25 protein-coding genes are annotated in these 22,702 nt (G+C 61.9%); 11 read left to right on the top strand and 14 right to left on the bottom strand.

Annotated elements, in window-relative coordinates; translation table 11 throughout:
- The first annotated feature begins 125 nt into the window (after positions 1-125).
- A complete protein-coding gene (locus VFB05_RS12535; protein ID WP_325012711.1) occupies positions 126-896 on the top strand; it encodes an SDR family NAD(P)-dependent oxidoreductase in 771 nt (256 codons plus the stop codon).
- Between the two features lie 7 nt (positions 897-903).
- Here VFB05_RS12535 and VFB05_RS12530 read toward each other — a convergent pair whose 3' ends face one another.
- On the bottom strand, positions 904-1,188 hold the full coding sequence (locus VFB05_RS12530; protein WP_325012709.1) for a hypothetical protein: 285 nt from the start codon (positions 1,186-1,188) through the stop codon (positions 904-906).
- Positions 1,189-1,498: 310 nt separating this feature from the next.
- On the opposite strand from VFB05_RS12530, the gene VFB05_RS12525 reads away from it, so the two are divergent.
- Positions 1,499-1,969 carry a collagen-like protein gene (locus VFB05_RS12525; RefSeq protein WP_325012707.1) on the top strand — a complete coding sequence of 157 codons (471 nt, stop codon included), beginning with the start codon at positions 1,499-1,501 and terminating at the stop codon, positions 1,967-1,969.
- Positions 1,970-2,058: 89 nt separating this feature from the next.
- Here the strand turns inward: VFB05_RS12525 and VFB05_RS12520 are convergent, their stop codons facing one another.
- Positions 2,059-2,325 (bottom strand): DUF2277 domain-containing protein, encoded by a 267-nt coding sequence (locus VFB05_RS12520; protein ID WP_325012705.1) that lies wholly within the window; start codon positions 2,323-2,325, stop codon positions 2,059-2,061.
- 74 nt (positions 2,326-2,399) lie between these two features.
- Here VFB05_RS12520 and VFB05_RS12515 point away from each other — a divergent pair, with 74 nt between their 5' ends.
- Positions 2,400-3,446 (top strand): alpha/beta fold hydrolase, encoded by a 1,047-nt coding sequence (locus VFB05_RS12515; protein ID WP_325012703.1) that lies wholly within the window; start codon positions 2,400-2,402, stop codon positions 3,444-3,446.
- Between the two features lie 42 nt (positions 3,447-3,488).
- Positions 3,489-4,094 carry a pyridoxamine 5'-phosphate oxidase family protein gene (locus VFB05_RS12510; protein WP_325012701.1) on the top strand — a complete coding sequence of 202 codons (606 nt, stop codon included), beginning with the start codon at positions 3,489-3,491 and terminating at the stop codon, positions 4,092-4,094.
- Positions 4,095-4,311: 217 nt separating this feature from the next.
- Here the strand turns inward: VFB05_RS12510 and bfr are convergent, their stop codons facing one another.
- On the bottom strand, positions 4,312-4,800 hold the full coding sequence (bfr, locus tag VFB05_RS12505) for a bacterioferritin (protein WP_325012699.1): 489 nt from the start codon (positions 4,798-4,800) through the stop codon (positions 4,312-4,314).
- 143 nt (positions 4,801-4,943) lie between these two features.
- On the bottom strand, positions 4,944-5,210 hold the full coding sequence (locus VFB05_RS12500; RefSeq protein WP_325012783.1) for a (2Fe-2S)-binding protein: 267 nt from the start codon (positions 5,208-5,210) through the stop codon (positions 4,944-4,946).
- Between the two features lie 416 nt (positions 5,211-5,626).
- On the opposite strand from VFB05_RS12500, the gene VFB05_RS12495 reads away from it, so the two are divergent.
- Together VFB05_RS12495 and VFB05_RS12490 are read left to right on the top strand one after the other, a co-directional pair.
- The gene (locus tag VFB05_RS12495) at positions 5,627-5,932 is read left to right on the top strand and encodes a hypothetical protein (RefSeq protein ID WP_325012696.1); all 306 of its coding nucleotides are present in this window, start codon (positions 5,627-5,629) and stop codon (positions 5,930-5,932) included.
- Between the two features lie 255 nt (positions 5,933-6,187).
- Complete coding sequence (locus VFB05_RS12490) at positions 6,188-6,448, top strand: hypothetical protein (protein ID WP_325012694.1); 261 nt, start codon at positions 6,188-6,190, stop codon at positions 6,446-6,448.
- Positions 6,449-6,570: 122 nt separating this feature from the next.
- Here VFB05_RS12490 and VFB05_RS12485 read toward each other — a convergent pair whose 3' ends face one another.
- Both VFB05_RS12485 and ettA read right to left on the bottom strand, forming a co-directional pair.
- Positions 6,571-7,770 carry a lytic murein transglycosylase gene (locus tag VFB05_RS12485; RefSeq protein ID WP_325012692.1) on the bottom strand — a complete coding sequence of 400 codons (1,200 nt, stop codon included), beginning with the start codon at positions 7,768-7,770 and terminating at the stop codon, positions 6,571-6,573.
- A 118-nt stretch (positions 7,771-7,888) separates the two neighbouring features.
- Positions 7,889-9,541, bottom strand: a complete 1,653-nt coding sequence (ettA, locus tag VFB05_RS12480) for an energy-dependent translational throttle protein EttA (RefSeq protein ID WP_325012690.1) — start codon at positions 9,539-9,541, stop codon at positions 7,889-7,891.
- A gap of 306 nt (positions 9,542-9,847) precedes the next feature.
- Here ettA and VFB05_RS12475 point away from each other — a divergent pair, with 306 nt between their 5' ends.
- Positions 9,848-10,051 carry a hypothetical protein gene (locus VFB05_RS12475; RefSeq protein ID WP_325012688.1) on the top strand — a complete coding sequence of 68 codons (204 nt, stop codon included), beginning with the start codon at positions 9,848-9,850 and terminating at the stop codon, positions 10,049-10,051.
- A 323-nt stretch (positions 10,052-10,374) separates the two neighbouring features.
- On the top strand, positions 10,375-11,334 hold the full coding sequence (locus tag VFB05_RS12470; protein WP_325012686.1) for a D-2-hydroxyacid dehydrogenase family protein: 960 nt from the start codon (positions 10,375-10,377) through the stop codon (positions 11,332-11,334).
- A gap of 7 nt (positions 11,335-11,341) precedes the next feature.
- Here VFB05_RS12470 and VFB05_RS12465 read toward each other — a convergent pair whose 3' ends face one another.
- Both VFB05_RS12465 and VFB05_RS12460 read right to left on the bottom strand, forming a co-directional pair.
- The gene (locus VFB05_RS12465) at positions 11,342-12,094 is read right to left on the bottom strand and encodes a DUF4336 domain-containing protein (protein WP_325012684.1); all 753 of its coding nucleotides are present in this window, start codon (positions 12,092-12,094) and stop codon (positions 11,342-11,344) included.
- Between the two features lie 166 nt (positions 12,095-12,260).
- Positions 12,261-13,616, bottom strand: coding sequence for a L,D-transpeptidase (locus VFB05_RS12460; protein WP_325012682.1), 1,356 nt, complete (start codon positions 13,614-13,616; stop codon positions 12,261-12,263).
- A gap of 458 nt (positions 13,617-14,074) precedes the next feature.
- Here VFB05_RS12460 and VFB05_RS12455 point away from each other — a divergent pair, with 458 nt between their 5' ends.
- On the top strand, positions 14,075-15,013 hold the full coding sequence (locus tag VFB05_RS12455) for a hypothetical protein (protein WP_325012680.1): 939 nt from the start codon (positions 14,075-14,077) through the stop codon (positions 15,011-15,013).
- 8 nt (positions 15,014-15,021) lie between these two features.
- Here VFB05_RS12455 and sseA read toward each other — a convergent pair whose 3' ends face one another.
- From sseA to VFB05_RS12440, 3 genes are all read right to left on the bottom strand, one after another.
- A complete protein-coding gene (gene sseA / locus VFB05_RS12450) occupies positions 15,022-15,879 on the bottom strand; it encodes a 3-mercaptopyruvate sulfurtransferase (RefSeq protein ID WP_325012678.1) in 858 nt (285 codons plus the stop codon).
- 121 nt (positions 15,880-16,000) lie between these two features.
- Positions 16,001-16,414, bottom strand: coding sequence for a rhodanese-like domain-containing protein (locus tag VFB05_RS12445; RefSeq protein WP_325012676.1), 414 nt, complete (start codon positions 16,412-16,414; stop codon positions 16,001-16,003).
- Between the two features lie 68 nt (positions 16,415-16,482).
- Positions 16,483-17,658 carry a VWA domain-containing protein gene (locus VFB05_RS12440; protein WP_325012779.1) on the bottom strand — a complete coding sequence of 392 codons (1,176 nt, stop codon included), beginning with the start codon at positions 17,656-17,658 and terminating at the stop codon, positions 16,483-16,485.
- A gap of 193 nt (positions 17,659-17,851) precedes the next feature.
- Here VFB05_RS12440 and VFB05_RS12435 point away from each other — a divergent pair, with 193 nt between their 5' ends.
- Together VFB05_RS12435 and VFB05_RS12430 are read left to right on the top strand one after the other, a co-directional pair.
- Positions 17,852-18,694 (top strand): MoxR family ATPase, encoded by an 843-nt coding sequence (locus VFB05_RS12435; protein WP_325012674.1) that lies wholly within the window; start codon positions 17,852-17,854, stop codon positions 18,692-18,694.
- A 243-nt stretch (positions 18,695-18,937) separates the two neighbouring features.
- Complete coding sequence (locus VFB05_RS12430; RefSeq protein WP_325012672.1) at positions 18,938-19,114, top strand: hypothetical protein; 177 nt, start codon at positions 18,938-18,940, stop codon at positions 19,112-19,114.
- 203 nt (positions 19,115-19,317) lie between these two features.
- On the opposite strand, the gene VFB05_RS12425 is transcribed toward VFB05_RS12430, so the two are convergent.
- The 3 genes from VFB05_RS12425 to VFB05_RS12415 all read right to left on the bottom strand — a co-directional run bounded on the left by VFB05_RS12425 (position 19,318) and on the right by VFB05_RS12415 (position 22,597).
- Positions 19,318-20,955, bottom strand: a complete 1,638-nt coding sequence (locus VFB05_RS12425; RefSeq protein WP_325012670.1) for a GMC family oxidoreductase — start codon at positions 20,953-20,955, stop codon at positions 19,318-19,320.
- 3 nt (positions 20,956-20,958) lie between these two features.
- Positions 20,959-21,552, bottom strand: a complete 594-nt coding sequence (locus VFB05_RS12420; protein WP_325012668.1) for a GNAT family protein — start codon at positions 21,550-21,552, stop codon at positions 20,959-20,961.
- 118 nt (positions 21,553-21,670) lie between these two features.
- Positions 21,671-22,597, bottom strand: coding sequence for an SMP-30/gluconolactonase/LRE family protein (locus tag VFB05_RS12415; protein ID WP_325012666.1), 927 nt, complete (start codon positions 22,595-22,597; stop codon positions 21,671-21,673).
- Positions 22,598-22,702: the final 105 nt, after the last annotated feature.

Genomic DNA, 22,702 nt, shown 5'->3' with positions numbered 1-22,702 from the left:
AGCACTACATAAAGATAAAATTTTCCGTTGCGGTTGCCGCCAATTTGAGCCGAATTGTCGAGAAAGCGCTGTGGCGATTGCGACAGAGTTGTTAAGCTCTCGCGAAAAATCGAGTGGAGGAAACGATGCCTGGACTTCTCGAAAACCATATCGCCGTCGTCACGGGAGCAGCCTCCGGCATCGGCCTCGCCATCGCGTCAGGTTACGCCAAAGAAGGCGCGCAGGTCGTCCTCCTCGATATCAATGCGCAGGCGGCGGAGGAAGCTGCGGAAGATATTCGTCGCTCGGGTGGCCGGGCTTCCAGTTACCGGCTCGACGTCACGAAGCGCGACGACTGCGTTGATATCGCGAAGCTCGTCGGCGAACAGGTCGGGCAGGTCTCGATCCTCGTCAACAATGCCGGCATCAATCGCCGCAACGCCTTTGCCGGCGAGGCTTCGGCCGTCATCAAGGACTGGGAAGACATCATCTCGATCAATCTCAACGGCGTGTTCAACGTGACGCATGCCTTCCTCGAGCCCCTGCGCGCTAGCAAAGGGCGCATCGTCAACATCGCGTCCATCCAGTCGTTCGTGCATGTGCGCACGCCGAACTCACCGGCCTACACCACCTCCAAGCATGGCGTGCTAGGCTTCACCCGCGCGCTTGCTGCCGAACTCGGCAAGTACGGCGTGCGCGTTAATGCGATCGGCCCGGGCCTGATCGAGACTCCGCTCAATGCCGCCGTGCGCGCCAACAATCCGGAGCTGGTAAAGATCTTCATGGATCACACGCCGCTCGGGCGCGCAGGCAAGCCGAAGGACATCGTCGGGCCCGCGATCTTTCTCGCCTCCGACCTGTCGTCCTACGTGACGGGATCGATCGTGATGGCGGACGGCGGCTATCGCGCGATCTGATGCAGCGCTACTTTTCGATGAAGCGCGCCTTCAGCCGGTCCTTCGCGCTGATCTGAACCTGCCGCAAGTGATCGGCCCAGACGCCGCACATCAAGATCAGCGCGATCAGCGCCACGCTGCCCGATATCAGTTCGAGCGCGCGCAACACCATGGCAGTCAAGACCGCCCACAGCGGCTGCGGCAGATCGGCGAATGCGACCGGCACCACGTCGGCAACGAATGTGTGCTCGGCGCCAAATGCCACGGCGAACACCGCAGCGAACAGCCAAAATACCTTCCAGCCCTCGTTCATCGTTATGCCTCGCATTGCCACCCTTGGCTCATGCTAGACCGAGCGAGGTTTACGATTGATGTTGATCAATCCCCTGTACAATTGCTGGTGTCGTTGATGGTCTGCTAAGAGTTAGAGTTAACCTGGTGGAGTGGATTTGACATTCGCTTCCCGTCCGGCCGCGAATTGGCTAGCGAATGTCAAATCCTAAACTCCACCAGAAACATATATTTGCCGGTGGTCTTACGATTCTAACATTCGCAAAAGTGCCCGCTGAGAAGGGATGCGAATGTTAGAATCAGACCACTGGAGATCACCAGGAGAAACCTCAGTGGCGAATAGTTTGATCGGGCGTCAGGGACCGCCCGGCCCGCAGGGACATCCTGGCCGGCCTGGGCCGGAAGGTCCGCGCGGCAAGGAGGGCAAGCCGGGAAGACCGGGCGCGCAAGGCAAGCGCGGCGATCCTGGCCCGCAGGGCAAGGCGGGCGTGCAAGGTGAGAAAGGACCGCGCGGTGAGCCTGGGCCGGCCGGTCAACTACCTTCCATCGAACAGGTACTGCCATGGCTGCACCAACTGTTCGACGCCTATGAGGATTACAAGCGTCAGCGCGAGCGCGAGGCGATCGAAACGGCAGACCGTGAAGCGATGACGCTCGCTGCGCTTGCCGAACAGGATCATGACGAGGTCCTGTTCGACGAAGGCGACGACGAGGACCATGACAAGAAACGGAAGAAAAAAGACAAGAAGGACAAGAAGGATAAAAAGGACAAGAAGCACAAACGGAAGAAAGACAAGAAATAGCTGCTTCGGGCGCGGCGCGTCTTTCCGCACCTTGCCAAAGCAAAGAACCAGCCGACATTGACATACCAGGCCATGGCGAGCCCTTGTCGCTATCCGAAGCGGAGCCGCGAGCGCTCTTTCGCCTTCTCGGCTTCCACCGCCCGATCGCGCGCCGGCGCATGCGTGTGCAGCGAGGTCAGCAGGCGGTGCGCGGCTGCTGAAACGTCCTCGATCGCACGGTTGAAGGCGGCTTCATTGGCAGCCGACGGCTTGTTGAAGCCGGACAGCTTGCGCACGAACTGCAAGGCGGAGGCGTGGATTTCGTCGTCGGTCGCCGGCGGCTCAAAGTTGAACAGCGTCTTGATGTTTCGGCACATTTTGATCTCCATCGAACTCCGCCTAGAATAGTGGCCTTCGCTCGGCCCGCAAATTCAAAAAAGGCATATTTCCGATGCGTCAGCTCCGCGCCTTCCTGCTCTCAGCGATTTTTTCGGCCTTATCGGGAACGGCCGCCCTCGCCGCCGACTATCCGCCACCAAAACAAGGCGACTTCGTCGCGCATGATTTCAAGTTTCACGGCGGCGAAGTGATGGCCGAGCTGAAGCTGCACTACACGACGGTCGGCGAGCCGACCGGCCAGCCGGTGCTGGTGCTGCATGGCTCCGGCGGTTCCGCCGCAAGCATGCTGACTTCGGGCTTTGCCGGCGAATTGTTCGGCGCGGGCGCTCCGCTCGACGCCGCGAAATACTACATCATCATTCCCGACGGCATCGGCCACGGCAAATCGTCCAAGCCGTCGGACGGCATGAAGACCGCCTTCCCGAAATACGACTATGACGACATGGTCGAGGCGCAATACCGCCTCGTCAAGGAAGGCCTCGGCATCAAACATTTGCGGCTTGTGATCGGCAATTCCATGGGCGGTATGCACACCTGGCTGTGGGCGGAAAAATATCCTGGCATGATGGACGTTGCCGTGCCGATGGCCTCGCAGCCCACGGCGATGGCGGCGCGCAACTGGATCCTGCGACGGATGATGCTCGAAACCATTCGCAACGACCCCGATTACAACAACGGCAACTATGCGAGCCAGCCGCGCCTGATGAAATATGCGATCGCAGCCTATGGTTTCGCGAGCTCCGGCGGCACGCTCGCCTATCAGGACGAGGCGCCAACGGCCGCGAAGGCCGATCACATGGTCGACGAGCGGCTGGCGGCGGGGGTCGCAACAGACGCCAACGACTTCATCTACCAATGGGAGGCCTCGCACGATTACGATGCGTCGGGCGGACTTTCACGGATCGAAGCCAAGCTGCTTGCGATCAACGCAGCCGACGACGAGCGCAATCCGCCGGAGACCGGCGTGACGCTTGAGGCGATCAAACAGCTCAAGCACGGCAAGCTCTATCTGATCCCCGCGTCATCGGAGACGCGCGGCCACGGCACCACGGCGAGCGCGAAGTTCTACAAGGAGCAGATCGAAGAATTGCTGCGCTAGGTATGGGCTGCTAATCTGGCGCAAAGCGACGGGAGAACAGCCTTGACCGACATCACATCGGAAGACCTCGCCACGATCTATGCCAAGCCGACCGCGCGGGTGATCGCAAAAGCGCGGCCGGAGATCGACAGTCACGCGCGAAAATTCATCGAGACGTCGCCGTTCTGCGTGCTGGCGACATCGGGCACCGACGGCAGCGTCGATGCTTCCCCGCGCGGCGGCCATCCCGGCTTTATCCATGTCGACGGCCCCAACCGGCTGCTAATGCCCGATCGCCCCGGCAACAACCGCATCGACAGCTTCAAGAACATCGTCGAAGGAACCGGCCTGCTGCAGCTGATCTTTTTCGTGCCCGGCCTCGACGAGACGCTGCGCGTTGGCGGCAAAGGCGCAGTCACGACCGACCCCGCCTTGCTTGCGGCGATGGAAGAATTCGGCAAGCTGCCGCGCGCCGTGCTGCGCATCGAGGTAGCCGAAGCCTACTTCCACTGCGGCAAGGCGCTGATGCGCTCAAAACTGTGGTCGAAAGACACGCAGGTCGAGCGCGCAACGTTCCCGTCGATCAGCCAGATCATCCACGAGCAGACGAGCCTGGGCGAACCGGAAACTCAGGCCGCGGTCGAGGCGCGCTACAAGACGCAGTTGTGATTATCAATGTCGTCCCGGCGAAGGCCGGGACCCATACGCGCGCGCGGAAGCCATCATCGTCATTGTGAGGAGCCCGCGACAAGATTGCGAAGCAATTTTGCGCTGGAGCGACGAAGCAATCCAGAATCTTCGCTTGCGGAACGACTGGATTGCGGAGCCTGTCATCGGGCGCGCATTCGCGCGACCCGTTGGCTTGCGCTCGCAATGACGGAAAGCGCTAGTGCTCCCCGCCCTCGAGCCCGCCGACATGCTTCTGGGTGTAGAGTTCGAGCCCGATCCGGCCGATCAGGTCGATCTGGGTTTCGAGGAAGTCGATGTGGTGTTCCTCGTCCTTCATCAGCTGCTCGAACAGGTCGCGCGAGACGTAATCCTTCACGGCGTGACAATGGGTTGCGGCTTCCTGATAAAGCGCCCTCGCGCTGATCTCGGCGGCGAGATCGCAATCGATGACTTCCTTGACATTCTGGCCGATCCGAAGCGGATCGAGCACCTGCATGTTCGGAAAGCCGTCGAGGAAGATGATGCGATCGATGAGCTTGTCGGCGTGTTCCATCTCCTCGATGGATTCCTTGCGCCAGGTCTTGGCCATATCCAACAGGCCCCAATTGCCCAGCAGCCGGTAATGCAGCCAGTACTGGTTGATGGCCGTGAGTTCGTGGCGCAAACCCTTGTTGAGATAGTCGATGACCTTGGCGTCGCCTTGCATGGTGCCTCTCTGTAAGGCCGGTTAGCGGCCCGTCCGGTTCATGCTGTAGCGCATCATCCGCCAAAGTTTAAGCGGTTTGGCGGAGCGAGAATCGCGCGGGCAGCTTCCGCAGAAACGGCGAGGCCGCGATCGGTTCCGAAAACTCAGCCGACGGCTGCGAGGGAGAGGTCGGTATCGGCGTGTTGGTGATGCGCCGCATGGCTGTGCGGACAGCCAGCGCAGCACGCCTTGGCGCAGGCGCCCAGCGCTTCGTCGATAATGGACTTGATCGTGCGCGCGCAGCGGCCGCACTCGGCGCTGCATCCGAGGCAGCCGTAGAGTTGCTTGGCGTTGCGGGGAAGGTCTTGCGCTTCCTCGACGGCACTGCGGACGTCGTGGTCGCTCAACACATTGCAGGAACAGACGATCATTAAAGCGGGAGGCTCTTCAAGTGATGCGGTGATGCTCGGCATTTACGTATTGAAGGACGCCGGCGGATGCAAAGGCAAAACAAGAGTTTTGTAGCAATTCCAAACTGATAGGCGGCTTACACTGGAATGAATCTAAACAGGCGCATTGCGCCGGATCAAACAGCCCTGGTCAAAGGCCACGCCCTCAGTCACCAACCCCGCCGCCTCCACCATCGCCTCCCAAATTTGGTCTTTCCCAACCGGATATCCCGCACATCGCCAAGCCACGATTGTGCACTGCACAATACTTGCCGAACATGCTGAATTCAGCCGGTATTATGACGACGCCGTTCATTGATCATTCAAGTGAAATGTGGAACTTCTTGCGGACGGACCGCTTTATGCGCAGTCTCGTGTTCAATCAGAAAGGTGATGCCATGAGAAAAACACTGGTGGCACTGGCCACTGTCGCCACCTTGGCCTTCTCGGCTGCAAGCCCCGCCCATGCGCAACGCGCCCTTGGCGCGGCCATTGCCGGCGGCCTGATCGGCGGCGCCATCGTCGGCGGCGCGATTGCCGCGAGCCCGTACGGCTATGGCCCTGGCCCCTATTATTACGGCCCCGGCCCCTATTACGGTGGTCCGGCCTATGTCGCCGCCGACCCTTATGGATGCTACTGGCAGCGCCAGCGCTTCTGGGATGGCTACGCTTGGCGTATCCGCCGCGTGCAGGTTTGCGACTGAGAACCGTTCATCTTGATTAAATCAGGCGAGATGGCCCCCCATCTCGCCTGATTTCCGTAGCGCCACGGGCAATGTTGGCCCGAAAAAACCGTTTTCTGGGCGAATGTCCTGAAGCCGTTCACTGCGGCTTGAACGTTGTGCGCTTCGTTGGCGACAGAGTACATTGCAGGCTCGGCGTGCGAATCGGACCAACCCCCTTGCTTCCTTAATCCCCCTGGCGCTTACGAGCGCCGCATCTCCAGGAGAGTCTCGAACATGAAGAAGTCATTTGCTGCGCTGCTTGCGGTTGCGACAGTCGCCGGCGCGCTCAGCACGACCCCGGCCAACGCCCAGCGCGCACTTGGTGCTGCGATTGCCGGCGGCATCATCGGCGGAGCAATCGTCGGCGGCGCAATCGCGAGCCAGCAGCCGGCTCCGGTCTATGTCGCGCCCGGCCCGTATCCCTGCCGCTGGGTGCGTGAGCGTTATTGGGACGGTTACGACTGGCGCTTCCGCCGCGTGCAGTACTGCGACTGATTTTACGCGCAGTTCGATCTTCGAAAGCCCGGCCTCGCGGCCGGGTTTTTGTTTGGGCGAGAGGAGTTGTTTTATTTGCACCGTTCGCCAACGGCCTCGCTGACGCTCGGCCTGCTCGGGTGCTAGCGCGCCTGCTCGACCGAACGCAACACGGCCTCGCTCGGCCAGCAATCGACTTTCAGCCCCGCCTTTTTCTGATAGGCGCCGACGGCGGAACGCGTGAGCATGCCGGCCTTGCCGTCGATCTTGTCGGCATAAAGACCGATGCGCGTGAGCTGGCGTTGCATCGCCTCGACATCCCTGGTGCGGAGCTGCGTCGACGCCGACCACGGCGTCGCGAAAGGAAGCGGGCTCGCCATGCGATCGGCAAGATGGCCGACGAACAGCACATAGAGATCGGAGAAATTGTACTCCTTGATCACGAAGTAGTTCTTCGTCGTCAGAAATGACGGCCCATAAATTCCTTCCGGCTGTAGCAGCGAGGCTTCTTCCGCCTGCTCGGTCGCGCTCAATTTGAGCCCGCGCACCGGCACAAAACCTTCGCGCAACCATTCGCCGATCGGCTTCGTCACTTCCGGCACGCCGGTCGTGCAGTCGACATTGGCGGGCGGTGTCACCTCGTAGGCCCAGCGCACGCCGCGCCGCCATCCCTTGTTGACGAGCTGTTCAGCAGCGGATGCGAGCGCATCCGGCACCGAGTGCCAGATGTCCTTCTTGCCATCGCCGTCGAAGTCGACCGCATGCTGGTAAAATTCCGACGGGAGGAATTGCGTGAGCCCGGTCGCGCCCGCCCATGAGGCGCGCAAGTCCTTTCGCGTCACCTCGCCGTCGTTAATCAGCTTCAACGCCAGAATGAACTCGTTGCGGTAAGTATCCTTGCGCCGACCGACATAGGCCTGCGTCGCCAGCACGCGCACGCCGTCATAAGGCAGCGTATAGCGGCCGAAGTCGGTTTCGCGGCCCCAGATCGCGAGCATCACGGCTGCGGGCACGCCGAACTGTTTTTCGATGCCGTCGAGAGAGGCGCGATATTTCGCCATCAGCTTTTGGCCCTCAGACGCCAGCCGCGCGATCGACGCTTCCTTGATGTAATCGGCCGGCACCTGCACGAACTCTGCCTGCGACGGTGCGCCGGTTGCCGGGCGTCCCGGCAGGATCAGGTCGGGCAACTTGTAGTCAGGCTCGAGGCCTGCGGTCTCGCGGTCGAAAGTGGCGCGAGACACGCCGTGCGCCTTCGCCTCCGGCCACAATGAGGCGACGAACTGCGTGAAGGCGGGATCGGGCGCGGCGTGGGCGGGGGCAGCAATAGCCAAAAATGCCATTGCGAGCGAAGCGAAGCAATCCAGTCGGACTCGAGGCCAAAGCCTGGATTGCTTCGTCGCTCCAGCGCAAAATTGCTTCGCAATTTTGTCGCGGGCTCCTCGCAATGACGCCAATCCCCTATCTCGTCAGCTTCTTGTACTTCACCCGGTGCGGAATGACGGAGTCCTGACCGAGCCGGCGCATCTTGTCCTTCTCATAGTCCTGGAAGTTGCCCTCGAACCATTCGACATGGCTGTCGCCCTCGAAGGCAAGCATGTGGGTGGCGATGCGGTCGAGGAACCAGCGATCGTGGCTGATGATGACGGCGCAGCCGGCGAAATCCTCCAGCGCCTCTTCGAGCGCACGCAGGGTGTCGACGTCGAGATCGTTGGTGGGTTCGTCGAGCAAGAGCACGTTGGCGCCCGACTTCAGCATTTTGGCGAGGTGCACACGGTTGCGTTCACCGCCTGACAGCGCGCCCACTTTCTTCTGCTGGTCGGCGCCCTTGAAGTTGAACGAGGAGCAATAGCCGCGCGAATTGACCTCGCGCTTGCCAAGCAGGATCAATTCGTTGCCGCCGGAAATTTCCTCCCACACGGTTTTCTTGCCGTCGAGATCGTCGCGCGACTGGTCGACATAACCGAGATGCACGCTCTCGCCGATTGTGATCGTCCCGGAATCCGGCTTTTCCTGCCCGGTGATCATGCGAAACAGCGTGGTCTTGCCGGCGCCGTTCGGACCGATCACACCGACAATGCCGCCCGGCGGCAGCTTGAAGCTAAGGTTGTCGATCAGGACGCGATCGCCATAGGCTTTGCTGAGCCCCTCGAAATCGATCACGTTCTGACCGAGCCGCTCGGCGACGGGAATCGTGATCTGCGCGGTCGTTGTCTGCTTCTCGCTCGCCTGCTTCAGCAGCTCCTCATAGCGCTGATAACGCGCCTTCGACTTGGCCTGTCGTGCCTTCGGAGATGCCGCGATCCATTCCTGCTCGCGCGCGAGCGTGCGCTGATGCGCCGCCTCCTCGCGGCTCTCCTGCTCGAGCCGCTTTTGTTTCTGGCCCAACCATGACGAGTAGTTGCCCTCGTAGGGGATACCGCGGCCGCGATCGAGTTCGAGAATCCAGCCCGTGACGTTGTCGAGGAAGTAGCGATCGTGGGTGACGATCAGGATTGCGCCGGGATAGTTGCGCAAATGGCCTTCGAGCCAGGACACCGATTCCGCATCGAGATGGTTGGTCGGTTCGTCCAGCAGCAGCAATTCCGGCTGGTCGAGCAGCAGGCGGCAGAGCGCGACGCGGCGGCGCTCACCGCCGGAGAGCTTCGTCACATCCGCATCGTCGGGCGGACAGCGCAGAGCGTCCATCGCCTGATCGACCTTGCTGTCGAGGTCCCAGAGGCCGGCGGCCTCGATCTCGTCCTGCAGCTTTGTCATCTCGTCAGCGGTCTCGTCGGAATAGTTGACCGCCAGCTCGTTATAGCGGTCGAGGATCGCCTTCTGCTTGGCGACGCCCATCATCACGTTCTCGCGGACGGTCTTGGTCTCGTCGAGGTGCGGCTCCTGTTCGAGGTAGCCGACGCGGGCACCCTCGGCGACCCAGGCCTCGCCGGTATAGTCCTTGTCGAGGCCGGCCATGATCTTGAGCAGGGTCGATTTGCCCGAACCGTTGACGCCGAGCACGCCGATCTTGGCGTCGGGGTAGAACGACAAATGGATGTTATCCAGCACCTTGCGGTTGGGCGGATAGGTCTTGGATAACCCTTGCATGAAATAGACGAACTGGCGCGCCATCGACGTCCCTGGGATCAAGAGATTTTTAAGGATGAAAGCTAGCGGCTCATGTAGCCGCGCGGGCCCCAAAGGGCAACCAGATCAGCGGTACTGCGCCTCGAATCCGAGGTTCGCCGCCTTTTTCCGCACTCCTGGAAAGGAGTTCTGAACCCTACGCCCGCCCAGTTTTCCCTCTGTTCACCAGTAGGAACACGGATCTCTACAATTGAAACCTTCTTTTAATAAGTTGCGGCCGAAACTCGAACCCGACGCCGAAAAGGGGCGTCCAACGTGTCAGAAGACGCCGGAAAAAAGACAGGATTCGTCATGGCGATCATCGATATGGCTTCCCTCCCCTCCCCCGCGGACCGCCGTGACGGGCACAGCCAGCTCTTCGCCGGGATCCGGGCCTTCTTCGGCGCGTTCTTCGCCAAGGCGTTCGACCCCTACCGCCCCGAGTTGCACTATATGCGCGGACCGGGCCCGGCCTGCCGCGCCAAGCAGGCGGCGGCTCTTCACGGTCATAACTGACCCCGCTTTGATGCCCCCCGTCGGGCTCTCCGACATAGGTCCACTCATATTTTTGATGACCAGTGGAGTGGATTTGACATTCGCTCAGCGCCTTGCCGCGAGTCCGAAAGCGAATGTCAAATCCGAAACTCCACTGGAAACCATATATGCTTAAGGCCCTTTGATTCTAACATTCGCAAAAGTGACCGCTGCGAAGGGGTGCGAATGTTAGAATTGGGCCATAAGGCGCTTGCCTGAAAAAGCGCGCCGCGCAACCATGCGCCCCTTCTGAAGGCGGCGTGGACGAAGCGCCGTCGTCGCCCTCACGATGAACGGACCCCTCCATGACGCGGCTGCGCTGTGCAATTCTCGACGACTATGTCGATATCTCCCAAAAGGTCGCGGACTGGTCCAGGGTCGAGGACCGCGTCGATGTGACCGTCTTCCAGAAGCCGTTCGCCTCAGCCGAGGCCGTGGTCAGCGCACTTGAGAATTTCGAGATCATCCTGGCGATGCGCGAGCGCACGGCATTTCCGCGTGCCGTGCTCGAACGCCTTCCCAAGTTGAAGCTCCTGATCACCTCGGGCATGCGCAACAATTCGATCGACATGGCGGCCGTCAAGGATCGCGGCATCGTGCTGTGCGGCACGCATTGGCCGAAGGATCCCACCGCACCGCTGACCATGGGGCTGATCCTGGAACTGACCCGCAATATCGGCCGCGAGAGTGCGCGCATGCATGCCGGCGAGTTCTGGCAGAAGCACATCGGTATCGAGATCGAGGGCAAGACCCTTGGCGTCATTGGTCTCGGCAAACTCGGCGCCAAGGTGTCGGGGCTTGCGAAAGCCTTCGGGATGAACGTGATCGCCTGGAGCCCGAATCTGACGGCAGAGCGCTGCAAGGAAGTTGGCGTGACCTACGCCACCAAGGAGGAACTGTTCTCGACCGCCGACATCATCACGATCCATGTGGTGTTGAGCGACCGCTCGCGCGGTCTCGTCGGGGCGGCCGATCTCGCGCGCATGAAGCCGACGAGCTTCATCGTCAACACCGCGCGCGGGCCGATTATCGACGAGATGGCACTGTTGGAAACGCTAAAAGCCCGCAAGATCGCAGGCGCTGCGGTCGACGTGTTCTCGGTCGAACCGCTGCCGGTCGACCATCCCTTCCGCAAGCTCGACAACCTCGTGCTGACGCCGCATCTCGGCTACGCCACGCAGGAAACCTTCGTCGCGCACTACAACCAGATGGTCGAAGGCGTCGATGGCTGGCTCAAGGGCGAGCCGGTGCGAAAGCTGGCGTAGTCTGCGTCTACGCGTCGAGAATCCATCGAAACGCCCGCTGCAACTCGGCCCGGCCGTTGGCGTCGTACCAGCGACCGTGGGCGAGAATGATCCGTTCCGGATTCCATTCCATCATGCGCTCGATGGCGGCCTTCAGCTCGCGCCTGCGCGTCAAGAAACTCAAGCGCATGTCGCGCGGCATGGCGCCATCGGGGTCGCGAACGCCGCCGACGCGCGTCCAGAACCGCATCGCAAGGGTTTCAAGCTTTTCGGTCTCGAAATTTTCGATTAAATCGGTCAGCACAAGGGTGCGGGAAGGCCGATGAAAGAACTCGACTTCGGTCATGTAGCCGCCTGAAACTGGAAGAGTCTCGATCCAATCGTCCCAGGGATAGCCGCCGTCCCGCTCAAGCGGCAGCCACGCGAAGTCGAGACGCGTCCCGGCTTGCCGCTCGATTTTCGGCGCGAGATAGATTGCAGCGTCCGGATAGGCGGCGTGCCATTCCCAGATCCACCAGTAATGCAGCCGATTGGGCCCGACGATCCATCTCGGCGTGCCGATCTTTTCAATCGCGTCCGCGAGCGTCGGCACCAGAGGTGTCGGGGAATGAACAAGGAGATCGTCGGCTGAAAGTCGCAAGATCGTCGCCCGTGTCGAAAACGGGAACTTGAACCAGCCCCGACCAAACCGGATCAATGGGCCGTCGATGATCCAGACATCTTCGGCAACTTCCTTGAGCGTGTTGAGCGGCGGGTAGGTCAAATTGTGTTCGGGGTGCATGCGACTGGCCTCGATACCTCAACGTCGAAGGCCGCGAGGTGTTTGCGGCACCTTGGAAAAATCAGCGCCAGCCGAACGATGCACGACGGTCAGGCCGCGTCCGACGGCAACAAAAAAGCGCGCCGTTCGGCGCGCTCTTTCGTAACTCTCTCGATATCAGTTGGCTTTAGCGCACTGTCACCGGTGGTGGCAGCGGCGGAACCGAGGTGGCGGGCGCAATTCCGGGGACGCTCGGCGGCGGCGCCACCTGGCCCGGCCCCATGTTTGATCCGGTCATCGGCAACGGTGCCGCGGACGCCGTCGTGGTGGTTCCCGACGGCGGGTTGCCGGGCCAGACCACGACGCGGGTGCCGACCTTGACGCGGTCGAACAGGTCCGAGACGTCCTCGTTCAGCATGCCGATACAGCCCGAGGACACGAACTTGCCGATCGTCGACGGCTGGTTGGTACCGTGAATACGGTAGACGGTGCTGCCGAGATACATCGCGCGCGCGCCGAGCGGATTGCCAGGGCCGCCGGCCATGAAGCGCGGCAGATAAGGCTGGCGATCGATCATCTCCGGCGGCGGATGCCAATCCGGCCATTCGGCCTTGCGGGTGATCTTCTGCACGCCGGTCCAGGTGAAACCGTCGCGGCCAACACGGACGCCGTAACGGATGGCGCGGTTATTTCCGAGCACATAATAGAGGTAGGTGTGGGGCGTATCGACGATGATCGTGCCCGCCGGCTCCTTGGTGGGGAAATTGACTTCCTGCCGACGCAGGTTCGGCGGCAAATTGGCCGGCGCCGATTCCGGCTGCTCTTCCGGCGGCAGCAGACTGACCGACCTGTTGTCCGGAGCACCTGGGGGTACGGCGCCCTGCGGCGGCTGCACGGTGCCAGTCACATTATTTCCAACGGCGCCGGGCGGCCGGGCCTGGTCGTCGCCAGCGGGTGGCGCGCCGTAAGGCTGCGGCGCACCGGCGGGCCGGTCGGCATAAATCACCGCCGGCGCTGCGGGCTGGCCATAGCGCGGATCATCGGGCGACATCACGGGACCGGAATAGTTTCCGGGCGGCGGCATCGGACGGCCGTAACGAGGGTCGTCCGGCGACATCACGGGGCCGGAGTAATTGGTCGGCGGTGGACCGGCGGGGCGGCCATAGCGCGGATCATCCGGCGACATCACCGGGCCCGAGTAGGCCGGCGCCATGCCGGGGGCATGGCCATAGCGGGGATCGTCGGGCGAGGTGATCGGCCTGTCGTCCGGATAGACGGGACGGCGCGCATAGCGCGGGTCGTTCGGCGACGGCACTGCGCCGGGCGGCGAAAGCCCTCTTGGCCCTTCGTCATCATCCAGCGAGTCGAAATCCTGCGGACGCGCGCGATAGTCGGTTGGATAAGGCGGATAGGGCTGCGGCGAAGGCGAATAGACACCCCCCGGCGGGTAGCCCTGCGCGGATGCAAGCGAGGTCCCCACAGTTTCCGCCGCCAGAACGGCCGAAACCGCGGCACAAATCGTCAGAATGCGATTGCTCATCATTGCTCTTGTATAGCCCCAAGGCGCCACCGGATCGTTAACGGCAGATGACCGAAGATCGCGGCGCATTCAAGACTAAATACCCCGTATTGCTGCCGGATACGACCCCTTCAAGACACTGATTTTGGGCCGTTTTGGCCGTTCATCGTGGAACCATTTCGCACTCATGAAGATGAACGGACGGGCCTTGCTTCCGGGAAGACCTGCGGCAACGAAGTGACAGCGCGCAAGCTGATTGCAAACGCGAACCAGATTTAACGAGCGTCGCGAATCCGTTGCGCTATTGTTGATCGAGCGTGATTCGTCGCTACCAGCGCGCGGCAAATCTGCTTCACCAGTGGCCTAAATTTCCAACGCCCGCATCCGGCGGGCGGTTTTGCGAATCAAGGATCGTTGGCAAAGTCTGACTTTAGTGGCCACCGCGTTCCCGTCCGCCCCGCTTTCGCAAGATTACGCGCGCCATGCTCCCCGGTTTTCGTTTCCTGTTCGCAGCCATCATGCTGTCCCTGTCGCTCCTCATTTTCGGGTTGGGCGCAGCTGCGCTGTTTCGCGCCGCCCACGAATCCTTCGCCAGCAACTCAACCTGGCGCGCGACGCCCGACGTCCCGTTTGCCCAGCGCCCCGAGACGACGCTGCCTGTTCTGGCGACCCTGCGCGTCGAGCGGATGACCGAGAAGGCGCCTGACACCGCCAAGGTCGCCGTCGCGCCCGCCGAGCCGGCGCCGGCGATCTCCGAACCCATGACCAGCGATCAGGTCGCGGCTTTGCAGCCGGCGGAAGCGCCAGTGACGGAGATCGCAAAGCCAGTGACCGCCAAGGAAGAGATCGCCAAGCCTGCCGACACGCCCGCACCTGCGCCGGTTGCGGAAAATCCGCCGGCACCTGAGGTGGCGCCCGCCGCGCCAGCCGCCGCAGACGTGGCCACATCCAGTGAGACAAAGACGGCGGCGCTCGCAGCTTCCGACGCCGCAATGGTCAGGAGCGAGCCGGCCCCGGCTCAGGCCGAGCCAATTGCTGCTGCGCCGACCGCGCCTGCGCCTGACAAGGCCGAGCCCGTCACTTCGGCAGCGGAGGCTTCACCACCGGCGACGACAACCCCGGCTGCGACGACCGAAACCAGCGACGCCATGACGAAAATCGCAACCCTCGGGGGCCCGCCGGTTGAGATCACAGACACTGAATCGGTTCCCGAAGCGCGGCTGGTGAAGCTGCCGCGCGCCAGGCCCGATGAAAGCGTGATCAAGAAACGTCAGCAGGCGCGCCGCGCGCTGCATCGGCGCAGGCTCGCCGCTGCCCGCGCGCGGCTTCTGGCCCAGCAACAGTTGCAGGCCAACCCGTTCACACAGCAGACGTTCGCGCAGCAACCGCAGCAGAGCTTCGCAACGTCTGCGCCGCGGTAATAATTCGATTACGCGGGCCCGGTCGCGATCGCCGGACCGTCGGCCTTGCCCCACTCCGACCACGAGCCGTCATAGAGCGCGGTGTTTTCGACACCGAGCCGATAGAGCGCGAGCGTCAGCACCGCCGCCGAGACGCCCGACCCGCAACTCGTCACGATCGGCTTTGCGGTATCGACGCCGGCGCCGGCAAAGGCCTTTTTCAGATCATCAAGCGGCTTCATGGTGCCGGTCGCTGCATCGAACAGGTTGTTGTAGGGCAAATTGAGAGCGCCGGGGATGTGGCCCGAACGGATGCCGGGGCGCGGCTCGGGCGCACGGCCTTCGAAGCGCTCGGTGGCGCGGGCATCGATCACCTGCTCGGCGCGGCTGGCGACATTGGCAATCATCTGCTCGATCGAACGGACGCGCCTAGCGTCATAGCTCGCCTTGAACGTGGCGGGCTTCGCCGTCACCTCGCCGCTCTCGACGGGACGCCCCTCAGCGCGCCACTTCTTCAGGCCGCCATTGAGAATGCGGACGTCGCGATGGCCGTAGGACAAAAACATCCACCACACGCGAGGTGCGGCAACCCAGCCACCGGAGTCATAGATCACCAGCGTATCGGCGTTGGAAACGCCGAGGGCGCCGACATCGCGGCCGAACTGTTCGGCGCTCGGAAACATGTGCGGCAACGGATCGGAATGATCGGACACCGCATCGACATCGAAATAGACCGCGCCCGGAATGTGAGCGGCGAGATAGTCGTCCTTTGGCAGTGGCAGGATGCCCGGCAGCTTGAAGGTCGCGTCGAGCAGTTTGACGTTGGCGTCTTTCAGATGATCTGCCAGCCATTCGGTGGAGACGAGCGGGTCTTTGGTGGTGGTCATTCGCTATTCCTTGTCATTCCGGGGCGCGCGGCGCGAGCCCGGAATCTATCGCGCCTCAGTGTTGTTGGATCAATGGATTCCAGGTTCACGACTTCGTCGCGCCCCGGAATGACGGAGAGAGTCAGCCCTTCTTCTTCGGTTCCCATTTTTCGGTCGGGCCGCCGGCCTCGCGCCAGGCGGCATAACCGCCGGCGATATGCGCGACCGGCTTCAAGCCCATGTCCTGCGCTGTCTTGGCCGCAAGGGCCGAACGCAGGCCGCCTGCGCAGTAGAAGATGAATTTCTTGTCCTGCTGAAAGACCGGCTTGGCATAGGGACTTTGCGGATCGATCCAGAACTCCAGCATGCCGCGCGTGCATGCGAACGAGCCGGGGACCCTGCCGTCGCGCTCGAGCTCGCGCGGATCTCTGATATCCACGATCACGACGTCATCGCTCTGCGCAGCCTTGATGGCATCAGCGGCGCTCATGGTTTCGATCTCGGCATTGGCCTCGTCGACGAGGGACTTGATCCCGCGATGAATGGTCTGGGGCATGGCAGTCCTCGTCTCCATATCTCCGCACAACGGGTCAGCTCTCTCTCCCTTTGGGAGAGGTGAAGAATTCACCGCACCAGTTCCTTCATCGCATTCTCCAGACCCTCGATCGTGATCGGATACATGCGGTTGGCAAAGATGCGTTTGATGATGGTGGTCGATTCCGAATAATCCCAATGCTTCTGCGCGACCGGATTGAGCCACACCGCGTGCGGATAGGTGCGCGTGATGCGCTCGAGCCAGACCGCGCCGGCCTCCTCGTTGACATGCTCGACCGAGCCGCCGGGCACCATGACCTCGTAAGGGCTCATCGAGGCGTCGCCGACGAACACGACCTTGTAGTCGTGCGGATACTTGTGCAGCACGTCCCAGGTCGGCGTGCGATCGGTGAAGCGACGGCGGTTCTCCTTCCACACGCCTTCATAGAGGCAGTTGTGGAAGTAGAAATATTCCATGTGCTTGAATTCGCTCTTCGCCGCCGAGAACAATTCCTCGACCTGCTCGATATGGGAATCCATCGATCCGCCGATGTCGAAGAACACGAGCACCTTGACCGCGTTGCGCCGCTCGGGCCGCATATGAACGTCAAGATAACCGTGATTGGCGGTCTCTTTGATCGTGGTGTCGAGATCGAGCTCGTCCGGCGCGCCGGTGCGGGCAAACTTGCGCAGGCGACGCAGCGCGATCTTGATGTTGCGGATGCCGAGCTCGACATTGCCGTCGAGATCCCTGAACTCGCGGCGGTCCCACACCTTCACCGCGCGGAAATTGCGGTTCTTCTCCTGGCCGATGCGGATGCCTTCTGGGTTATAGCCATGCGCACCGAATGGCGACGTACCCGCGGTGCCGATCCACTTGTTGCCGCCCTGGTGGCGGCCTTTCTGTTCTTCGAGGCGCTTGCGAAGCGTCTCCATGAGCTTGTCCCAGCCCATCGCCTCGATCTGCTGCTTCTCTTCTTCGGTGAGATATTTTTCCGCGAGCTTCTTCAGCCATTCCTCGGGGATGTCAGCCTTGTTCATCGCATCGAGCAGGCTTTCCAGTCCCTTGAACACCGTGCCGAACACGCGGTCGAACTTGTCGAGGTTGCGCTCGTCCTTCACTAGCGCAGCGCGGGAGAGATAATAGAAATTCTCCACCGACTGCTCCGCGAGGTCGGCGTCGATCGCCTCCATCAGCGTCAGGTATTCGCGCAAGGTCACCGGCACCTGCGCCTCGCGCAGCGATGTGAAGAATTGCAGGAACATGACCCTGACATTGCCCCGTTGGCCGTATCCGTCAAGGGTATCTGGCACGGATCAGGGCGGCATTAAGAGCTGGCAGCGGCCTAGACCTGCTGGCTTTTTCCACTACATTGCAGGAAGTGACCGCCCAAGGGCGGTCGTTTCGTGTTCGAAGCACCCGCTGAAACACTGTTTAAAACAAGGCACGTCATTTTCCATGAAATTTACCGGCACCAAGGACTACGTCGCGACCGAGGACCTCAAGGTCGCGGTCAATGCCTCGATCGTGCTCGAGCGGCCGCTTCTGATCAAAGGCGAGCCCGGCACCGGCAAGACGGTGCTGGCGGAAGAAGTCGCGAAGGCGATCAAGGCCCCGCTCCTGACCTGGCACATCAAGTCCACCACCAAGGCGCAGCAAGGCCTCTACGAGTACGATGCGGTGTCGCGCCTGCGCGACAGCCAGCTCGGCGACGAGCGCGTGTCCGATATCAAGAACTACATCAAGCGCGGCAAGCTGTGGGACGCCTTTACCAGTGAGCAGCGTCCGGTGCTGCTGATCGACGAGATCGACAAGGCCGACATCGAATTTCCCAACGACCTGTTGCTCGAACTCGACCGCATGGAATTCCATGTCTACGAGACCGGCGAGACCATCAAGGCGAAGCTGCGCCCGATCGTGATGATCACGTCCAACAACGAGAAGGAATTGCCGGACGCGTTCTTGCGCCGCTGTTTCTTCCACTACATCAAGTTTCCCGACGCCGACACCATGGGCCGCATCGTCGACGTCCATTTCCCGAACATCAAGAAGCGGCTCGTCGAAGAAGCGCTGCGCATCTTCTTCGAGGTGCGCGAGGTGCCCGGCCTGAAGAAGAAGCCTTCGACCTCCGAGCTGCTCGACTGGCTCAAACTTCTGCTCAACGAGGACATCACCCCGGAGATGCTGCGGGAGCGCGATCCACGCAAGCTGATCCCGCCGCTGCACGGCGCGCTCCTCAAGAACGAGCAGGACGTGCATCTGTTCGAACGGCTGGCGTTTTTGAGCCGGCGCGAAGTCTAGCGCGAACTGCCGCCACACCGTCATTGCGAGCGCAAGCGAAGCAATCCAGAGCAGGCTGGATTGCTTCGTCGCTCCAGCGCAAAACTGCTCTGCAATTTGTCGCGGGCTCCTCGCAATGACGAAATCTGGCTAAGCCGCTTTGAACCGAAATGCGGCTTGAGGCGACCAAATGACAGCGGCTTTCACACCCGGGCGGACCGTCATCCCTGCGGACGCCGGGAGACCCGAATAGAGGCTGGAATCATGCTCGACTGGATTCTTGGACCTGTCTGCATTGTCCTTCTCGTGGGCTTCATCTTCTATGGCTTTCGCCAGGCCTTCGCAGTCACGCCGGACCGAGACAAGAGTGGCTTCGGGCCGACGACGGACGACAAATGGCTCGCCTCTGGCCGCGGATCAGAGGACGGGCATACGTTCTAAAGCGGGGTATCCGTAGGATGGGCTTCGCAAGAAGCTCAAATCTGGCCGCGGATCACGGGACGGACATACTGACGTCTCTAAACCGTCATTGCGAGCGATAGCGAAGCAATCCAGTCTTTGCAGGACCTGGATTGCTTCGTCGCTTCAGCGCAAAATTGCTTCGCAATTTTGTCGCGAGTTCCTCGCAATGACGCGGGCGCCGGCTATCCTTGCAGCCGCACCGCCTCCAGCGGCGTCTTGCCGCGAACGAGATCGCTCGCCTTGTCGGCGATCATCTGCGTCGATGCGTTGAGGTTGGCCGAAATCATTCGCGGCATGATCGAGGCATCGATCACGCGCAGACTTTCGAGGCCATGCACGCGCAACTGATCGTCGACCACGGCCCATGAGGCGTCCGCCGGGCCCATGCGGCAGGTGCAGCCGGGATGAAACGTCGTGGTGCCACGCTTGGTCGCAGCCTGCAGAAATTCCTCGTCGGTCTGCACGTCAGGCCCGGGAAAATCCTCGTAGTCGTAATACGGCTTGAGCGGATCGGATTTCAGAAGCCGCCGCGCCAGCTTCATGCCGGCGACAACGATGCGGCGATCAAGCTCGGCGGTGAGATAGTTGGTCTGGATGATCGGCGCCGCAAACGGGTCGGCGGAGCGGACGCGGACATAGCCGCGGCTCTCGGGGCGCTGCTGCCACGAGGTTACCGTCATGCCCGGCAGATCCTCGAGCGTGCCCTGCACGCCTTCCTTGTAGCTCGCCGGCGTGAACGTCAGTTGCAGGTCGGAGCTTTCGGTGGTCTCGCCGGAATGCCAGAAGCAATAGACCATGGTCGGCGACAACGACAGCAGACCGCGCCGCGTCGCGGCCCATTTGATGGCTTCGCCGACGAGGCTAAGCCCGCGCCGGCGTTCGTTGATGGTCTTGATGTTCTTGACGCGCGCAACCGAGCGCGGTGCGTAGTGGTCCTGCAATCCTTCGCCGACGCCTGGCAGCGCGTGGCGCACCGCGATGCCGTGCGACTGCAACAATTCCGGCGAACCGATACCGGAGAGTTGCAGAAGCTGCGGCGAGTTGTAGGCGCCGCCGGAGAGGATGACCTCTTTTGCTGCGCGCACTTCGTGCAAGCTGCCGTTGCGGCCGCCACGGCGATACCGCACGCCGACCGCGCGCTTGCCTTCGAATACGATTTCGGTGACGTGCGCATGCGTGCGCACATCGATATTGCCGCGCTTGAGCGCCGGATGCAGAAAGGCCGTGGCGGCGCTGACGCGCAAGCCGTTCTTGATGGTGCGCTGCGCGTAGGAGACGCCTTCCTGGATCGCGCCGTTGTAATCAGGATTGCGCGGAATGCCGAGCGAGATCGCGCCTTCCATGAAGGCCTCGCACAGCGGGTCCTTCCAGTCCATGGTGGTGACGGTGAGATTGCCGTCGCGGCCGCGATAGGTGTCGTCGCCGGGCCCGATACGCGTTTCCAGCCGCTTGAAATAGGGCAGCACGTCGGAATAGCCCCAGCCGCGATTGCCGAGCTGCGCCCAGGTGTTGAAGTCCTGGCGCTGGCCACGGTTATAGATGTGACCGTTGATCGAGGACGAGCCGCCGAGCGTCTTGCCGCGCGGCGCGTAGATGCTGCGTCCGCCGGTCCATGGCCCCACCTCCTGCTGATAGGCCCAGTTGACGCTGCGCATGTGGAACGTCTTGATGAAGCCCGCCGGCAGATGGATGTATGGATGCCAGTCGCGCGGCCCTGCCTCGAGCATGCAGATTTTCGTTGCGGCGTCCTCACTCAGCCGGTTGGCCAGCACGCAACCGGCCGATCCCGCACCGATGATCACATAGTCGAACGTATCCATTTTTTATCTTGGTTTCTCGTTCAGTTGAAACGTGAGATGCGTCTTCGCGGTCGGCCATTCCGAGGCGATGATGGAAAACACCACCGTGTCGCGCAGCGTACCGTTCGGCCCGACCTGATGGTTGCGCAAGATGCCGTCCTGCTTGGCGCCGAGGCGCTCGATGCCGCGCCGGCTCTGCTGGTTGAAGAAATGCGTGCGGAATTCGACCGCGATGCAGTCGAGGTTTTCGAACGCGTGGGTCAGCAAGAGCAGCTTGCACTGGGTGTTGAGCGCGGTGCGCTGCACTCGCTTGGCATACCAGGTGGAACCGATCTCGACGCGCCGGTTCGTCGCATCGATGTTCATATAGGTCGACATGCCGGCGATCTGGCCGTCGGCATCGAACACGGTGAACGGCAGCATCGAGCCCTTTTGCTGCAAGCCAAGCCTGCGATCGATTTCCTTCGCCATGTCTTCTGGCTTCGGAATCGCCGTGTACCAGAGCTTGAAGAGTTCGCCGTCCTTCACGGCTTCGGTCAGGCCGGCAAGGTGGGCGTGCGACAGCGGTTCAAGCCGCGCATGCGGACCACTGAGCGTTACCGGTTCAGGCCAGGGCATTTAAAGTCTCCTCTTTATCCTTGTCATTCCGGAGCGATGCGACAGCATCGAATCCGGAATCTCGAGATCCCGGGTTCGCTCGCAAAGAAGCTCGCGCCCCGGGATGACGGCGGCGCCGTCACTTGTTCAAAAAATTCAACGGCATGCCCGGCCGCGGCCAGTCCGTCGCCACGAGTTCGCCCTTGCCGGACAGCGTGATGTAGGCCGTCTTCAGCTCGCTCCCGCCAAAGGCAATGTTGGTGGTGACGCGATCGCCGGTCGGCACCTGTTCGACGAGCTTGCCATCCGGCGCGATCACCGAGATACAGCCCGAGATCAGGGTGGCGACGCAAACATTGCCGCTCGCTTCCACCGCAAGCGAGTCGAACATCTGGTAGCCGCCGAGCCCCGCGATCGGCTTGCCGCGTTCGCCGCGATAGATCACCTCGCGTGGCTTCACGACGCCCGGCTCCGCAATTTCATAGGCCCACAGCCGCGCGGTCGGCGTTTCCGCGATGTAGACGGTCTTCTCGTCGGGCGAGAGCCCGATGCCGTTGGCCGGCAAGATGCCATGCACGCCCTCGACGATCTCCTTCGTGCCGGGCTTGAGGTAATAGAACGCGCCGACATCCATCTCGCGCGCACGGCGCTTGCCGAGATCGGAGAACCACAGGCCGCCATGCTTGTCGAAGACAAGATCGTTCGGGCCCCGCAGCGCATGCTCGCCGCACTTGGTGACGACGGTCTCAACCTTGCCGCTCTGCAGATCGACGCGCTGGATCGAGCCGCCGAGATAGTCGTCCGGTTGAGCTCCCGGCATGATCGTCTTGCCGGTTGGAATCCAGGAAAAGCCGCCATTGTTGCAGATGTAGATCTTGCCGTCGGGGCCGAGCGCGGCGCCGTTCGGCCCACCCTCGATTTGCGCGACCACTTCCTTGCGCCCGTCGGGATGGACCCGCGTCAGTCTTCGCGCACGGATTTCGACCAGCACGACGGAGCCGTCCGGCATCGCCACGGGGCCTTCTGGAAATTCCAGACCCGTAGCGAGCACGCGAAGTTCGGCCATCAATTCCCTCCCGTTTTTCTTGGCAACGTTAGGGAAAGCAGCCAGCGCTTGCAAGCAGCCGCAGCGCCGCACGATGCAGAGCAGGCCTGACGGGAAATATCTGTC

Source organism: Bradyrhizobium sp. (genome assembly GCF_035652035.1).
Classification (GTDB): Bacteria; Pseudomonadota; Alphaproteobacteria; order Rhizobiales; family Xanthobacteraceae; genus Bradyrhizobium.
Note: the sequence above shows the minus strand (reverse complement) of the source record. Positions and strands in the feature narration are given on the sequence as shown.

Bases quoted from the DNA above. Each gene is read 5' to 3' on its own strand.
- VFB05_RS12535 (WP_325012711.1), top strand. From the start codon at position 126: ATGCCTGGACTTCTCGAAAACCATATCGCCGTCGTCACGGGAGCAGCC.
- VFB05_RS12530 (WP_325012709.1), bottom strand. From the start codon at position 1,188: ATGAACGAGGGCTGGAAGGTATTTTGGCTGTTCGCTGCGGTGTTCGCC.
- VFB05_RS12520 (WP_325012705.1), bottom strand. From the start codon at position 2,325: ATGTGCCGAAACATCAAGACGCTGTTCAACTTTGAGCCGCCGGCGACC.
- VFB05_RS12515 (WP_325012703.1), top strand. From the start codon at position 2,400: ATGCGTCAGCTCCGCGCCTTCCTGCTCTCAGCGATTTTTTCGGCCTTA.
- bfr (WP_325012699.1), bottom strand. From the start codon at position 4,800: ATGCAAGGCGACGCCAAGGTCATCGACTATCTCAACAAGGGTTTGCGC.
- VFB05_RS12500 (WP_325012783.1), bottom strand. From the start codon at position 5,210: ATGATCGTCTGTTCCTGCAATGTGTTGAGCGACCACGACGTCCGCAGT.
- VFB05_RS12495 (WP_325012696.1), top strand. From the start codon at position 5,627: ATGAGAAAAACACTGGTGGCACTGGCCACTGTCGCCACCTTGGCCTTC.
- VFB05_RS12490 (WP_325012694.1), top strand. From the start codon at position 6,188: ATGAAGAAGTCATTTGCTGCGCTGCTTGCGGTTGCGACAGTCGCCGGC.
- VFB05_RS12485 (WP_325012692.1), bottom strand. From the start codon at position 7,770: ATGGCATTTTTGGCTATTGCTGCCCCCGCCCACGCCGCGCCCGATCCC.
- ettA (WP_325012690.1), bottom strand. From the start codon at position 9,541: ATGGCGCGCCAGTTCGTCTATTTCATGCAAGGGTTATCCAAGACCTAT.
- VFB05_RS12475 (WP_325012688.1), top strand. From the start codon at position 9,848: ATGGCGATCATCGATATGGCTTCCCTCCCCTCCCCCGCGGACCGCCGT.
- VFB05_RS12470 (WP_325012686.1), top strand. From the start codon at position 10,375: ATGACGCGGCTGCGCTGTGCAATTCTCGACGACTATGTCGATATCTCC.
- VFB05_RS12465 (WP_325012684.1), bottom strand. From the start codon at position 12,094: ATGCACCCCGAACACAATTTGACCTACCCGCCGCTCAACACGCTCAAG.
- VFB05_RS12460 (WP_325012682.1), bottom strand. From the start codon at position 13,616: ATGATGAGCAATCGCATTCTGACGATTTGTGCCGCGGTTTCGGCCGTT.
- VFB05_RS12455 (WP_325012680.1), top strand. From the start codon at position 14,075: ATGCTCCCCGGTTTTCGTTTCCTGTTCGCAGCCATCATGCTGTCCCTG.
- sseA (WP_325012678.1), bottom strand. From the start codon at position 15,879: ATGACCACCACCAAAGACCCGCTCGTCTCCACCGAATGGCTGGCAGAT.
- VFB05_RS12445 (WP_325012676.1), bottom strand. From the start codon at position 16,414: ATGCCCCAGACCATTCATCGCGGGATCAAGTCCCTCGTCGACGAGGCC.
- VFB05_RS12440 (WP_325012779.1), bottom strand. From the start codon at position 17,658: ATGTTCCTGCAATTCTTCACATCGCTGCGCGAGGCGCAGGTGCCGGTG.
- VFB05_RS12435 (WP_325012674.1), top strand. From the start codon at position 17,852: ATGAAATTTACCGGCACCAAGGACTACGTCGCGACCGAGGACCTCAAG.
- VFB05_RS12430 (WP_325012672.1), top strand. From the start codon at position 18,938: ATGCTCGACTGGATTCTTGGACCTGTCTGCATTGTCCTTCTCGTGGGC.
- VFB05_RS12425 (WP_325012670.1), bottom strand. From the start codon at position 20,955: ATGGATACGTTCGACTATGTGATCATCGGTGCGGGATCGGCCGGTTGC.
- VFB05_RS12420 (WP_325012668.1), bottom strand. From the start codon at position 21,552: ATGCCCTGGCCTGAACCGGTAACGCTCAGTGGTCCGCATGCGCGGCTT.
- VFB05_RS12415 (WP_325012666.1), bottom strand. From the start codon at position 22,597: ATGGCCGAACTTCGCGTGCTCGCTACGGGTCTGGAATTTCCAGAAGGC.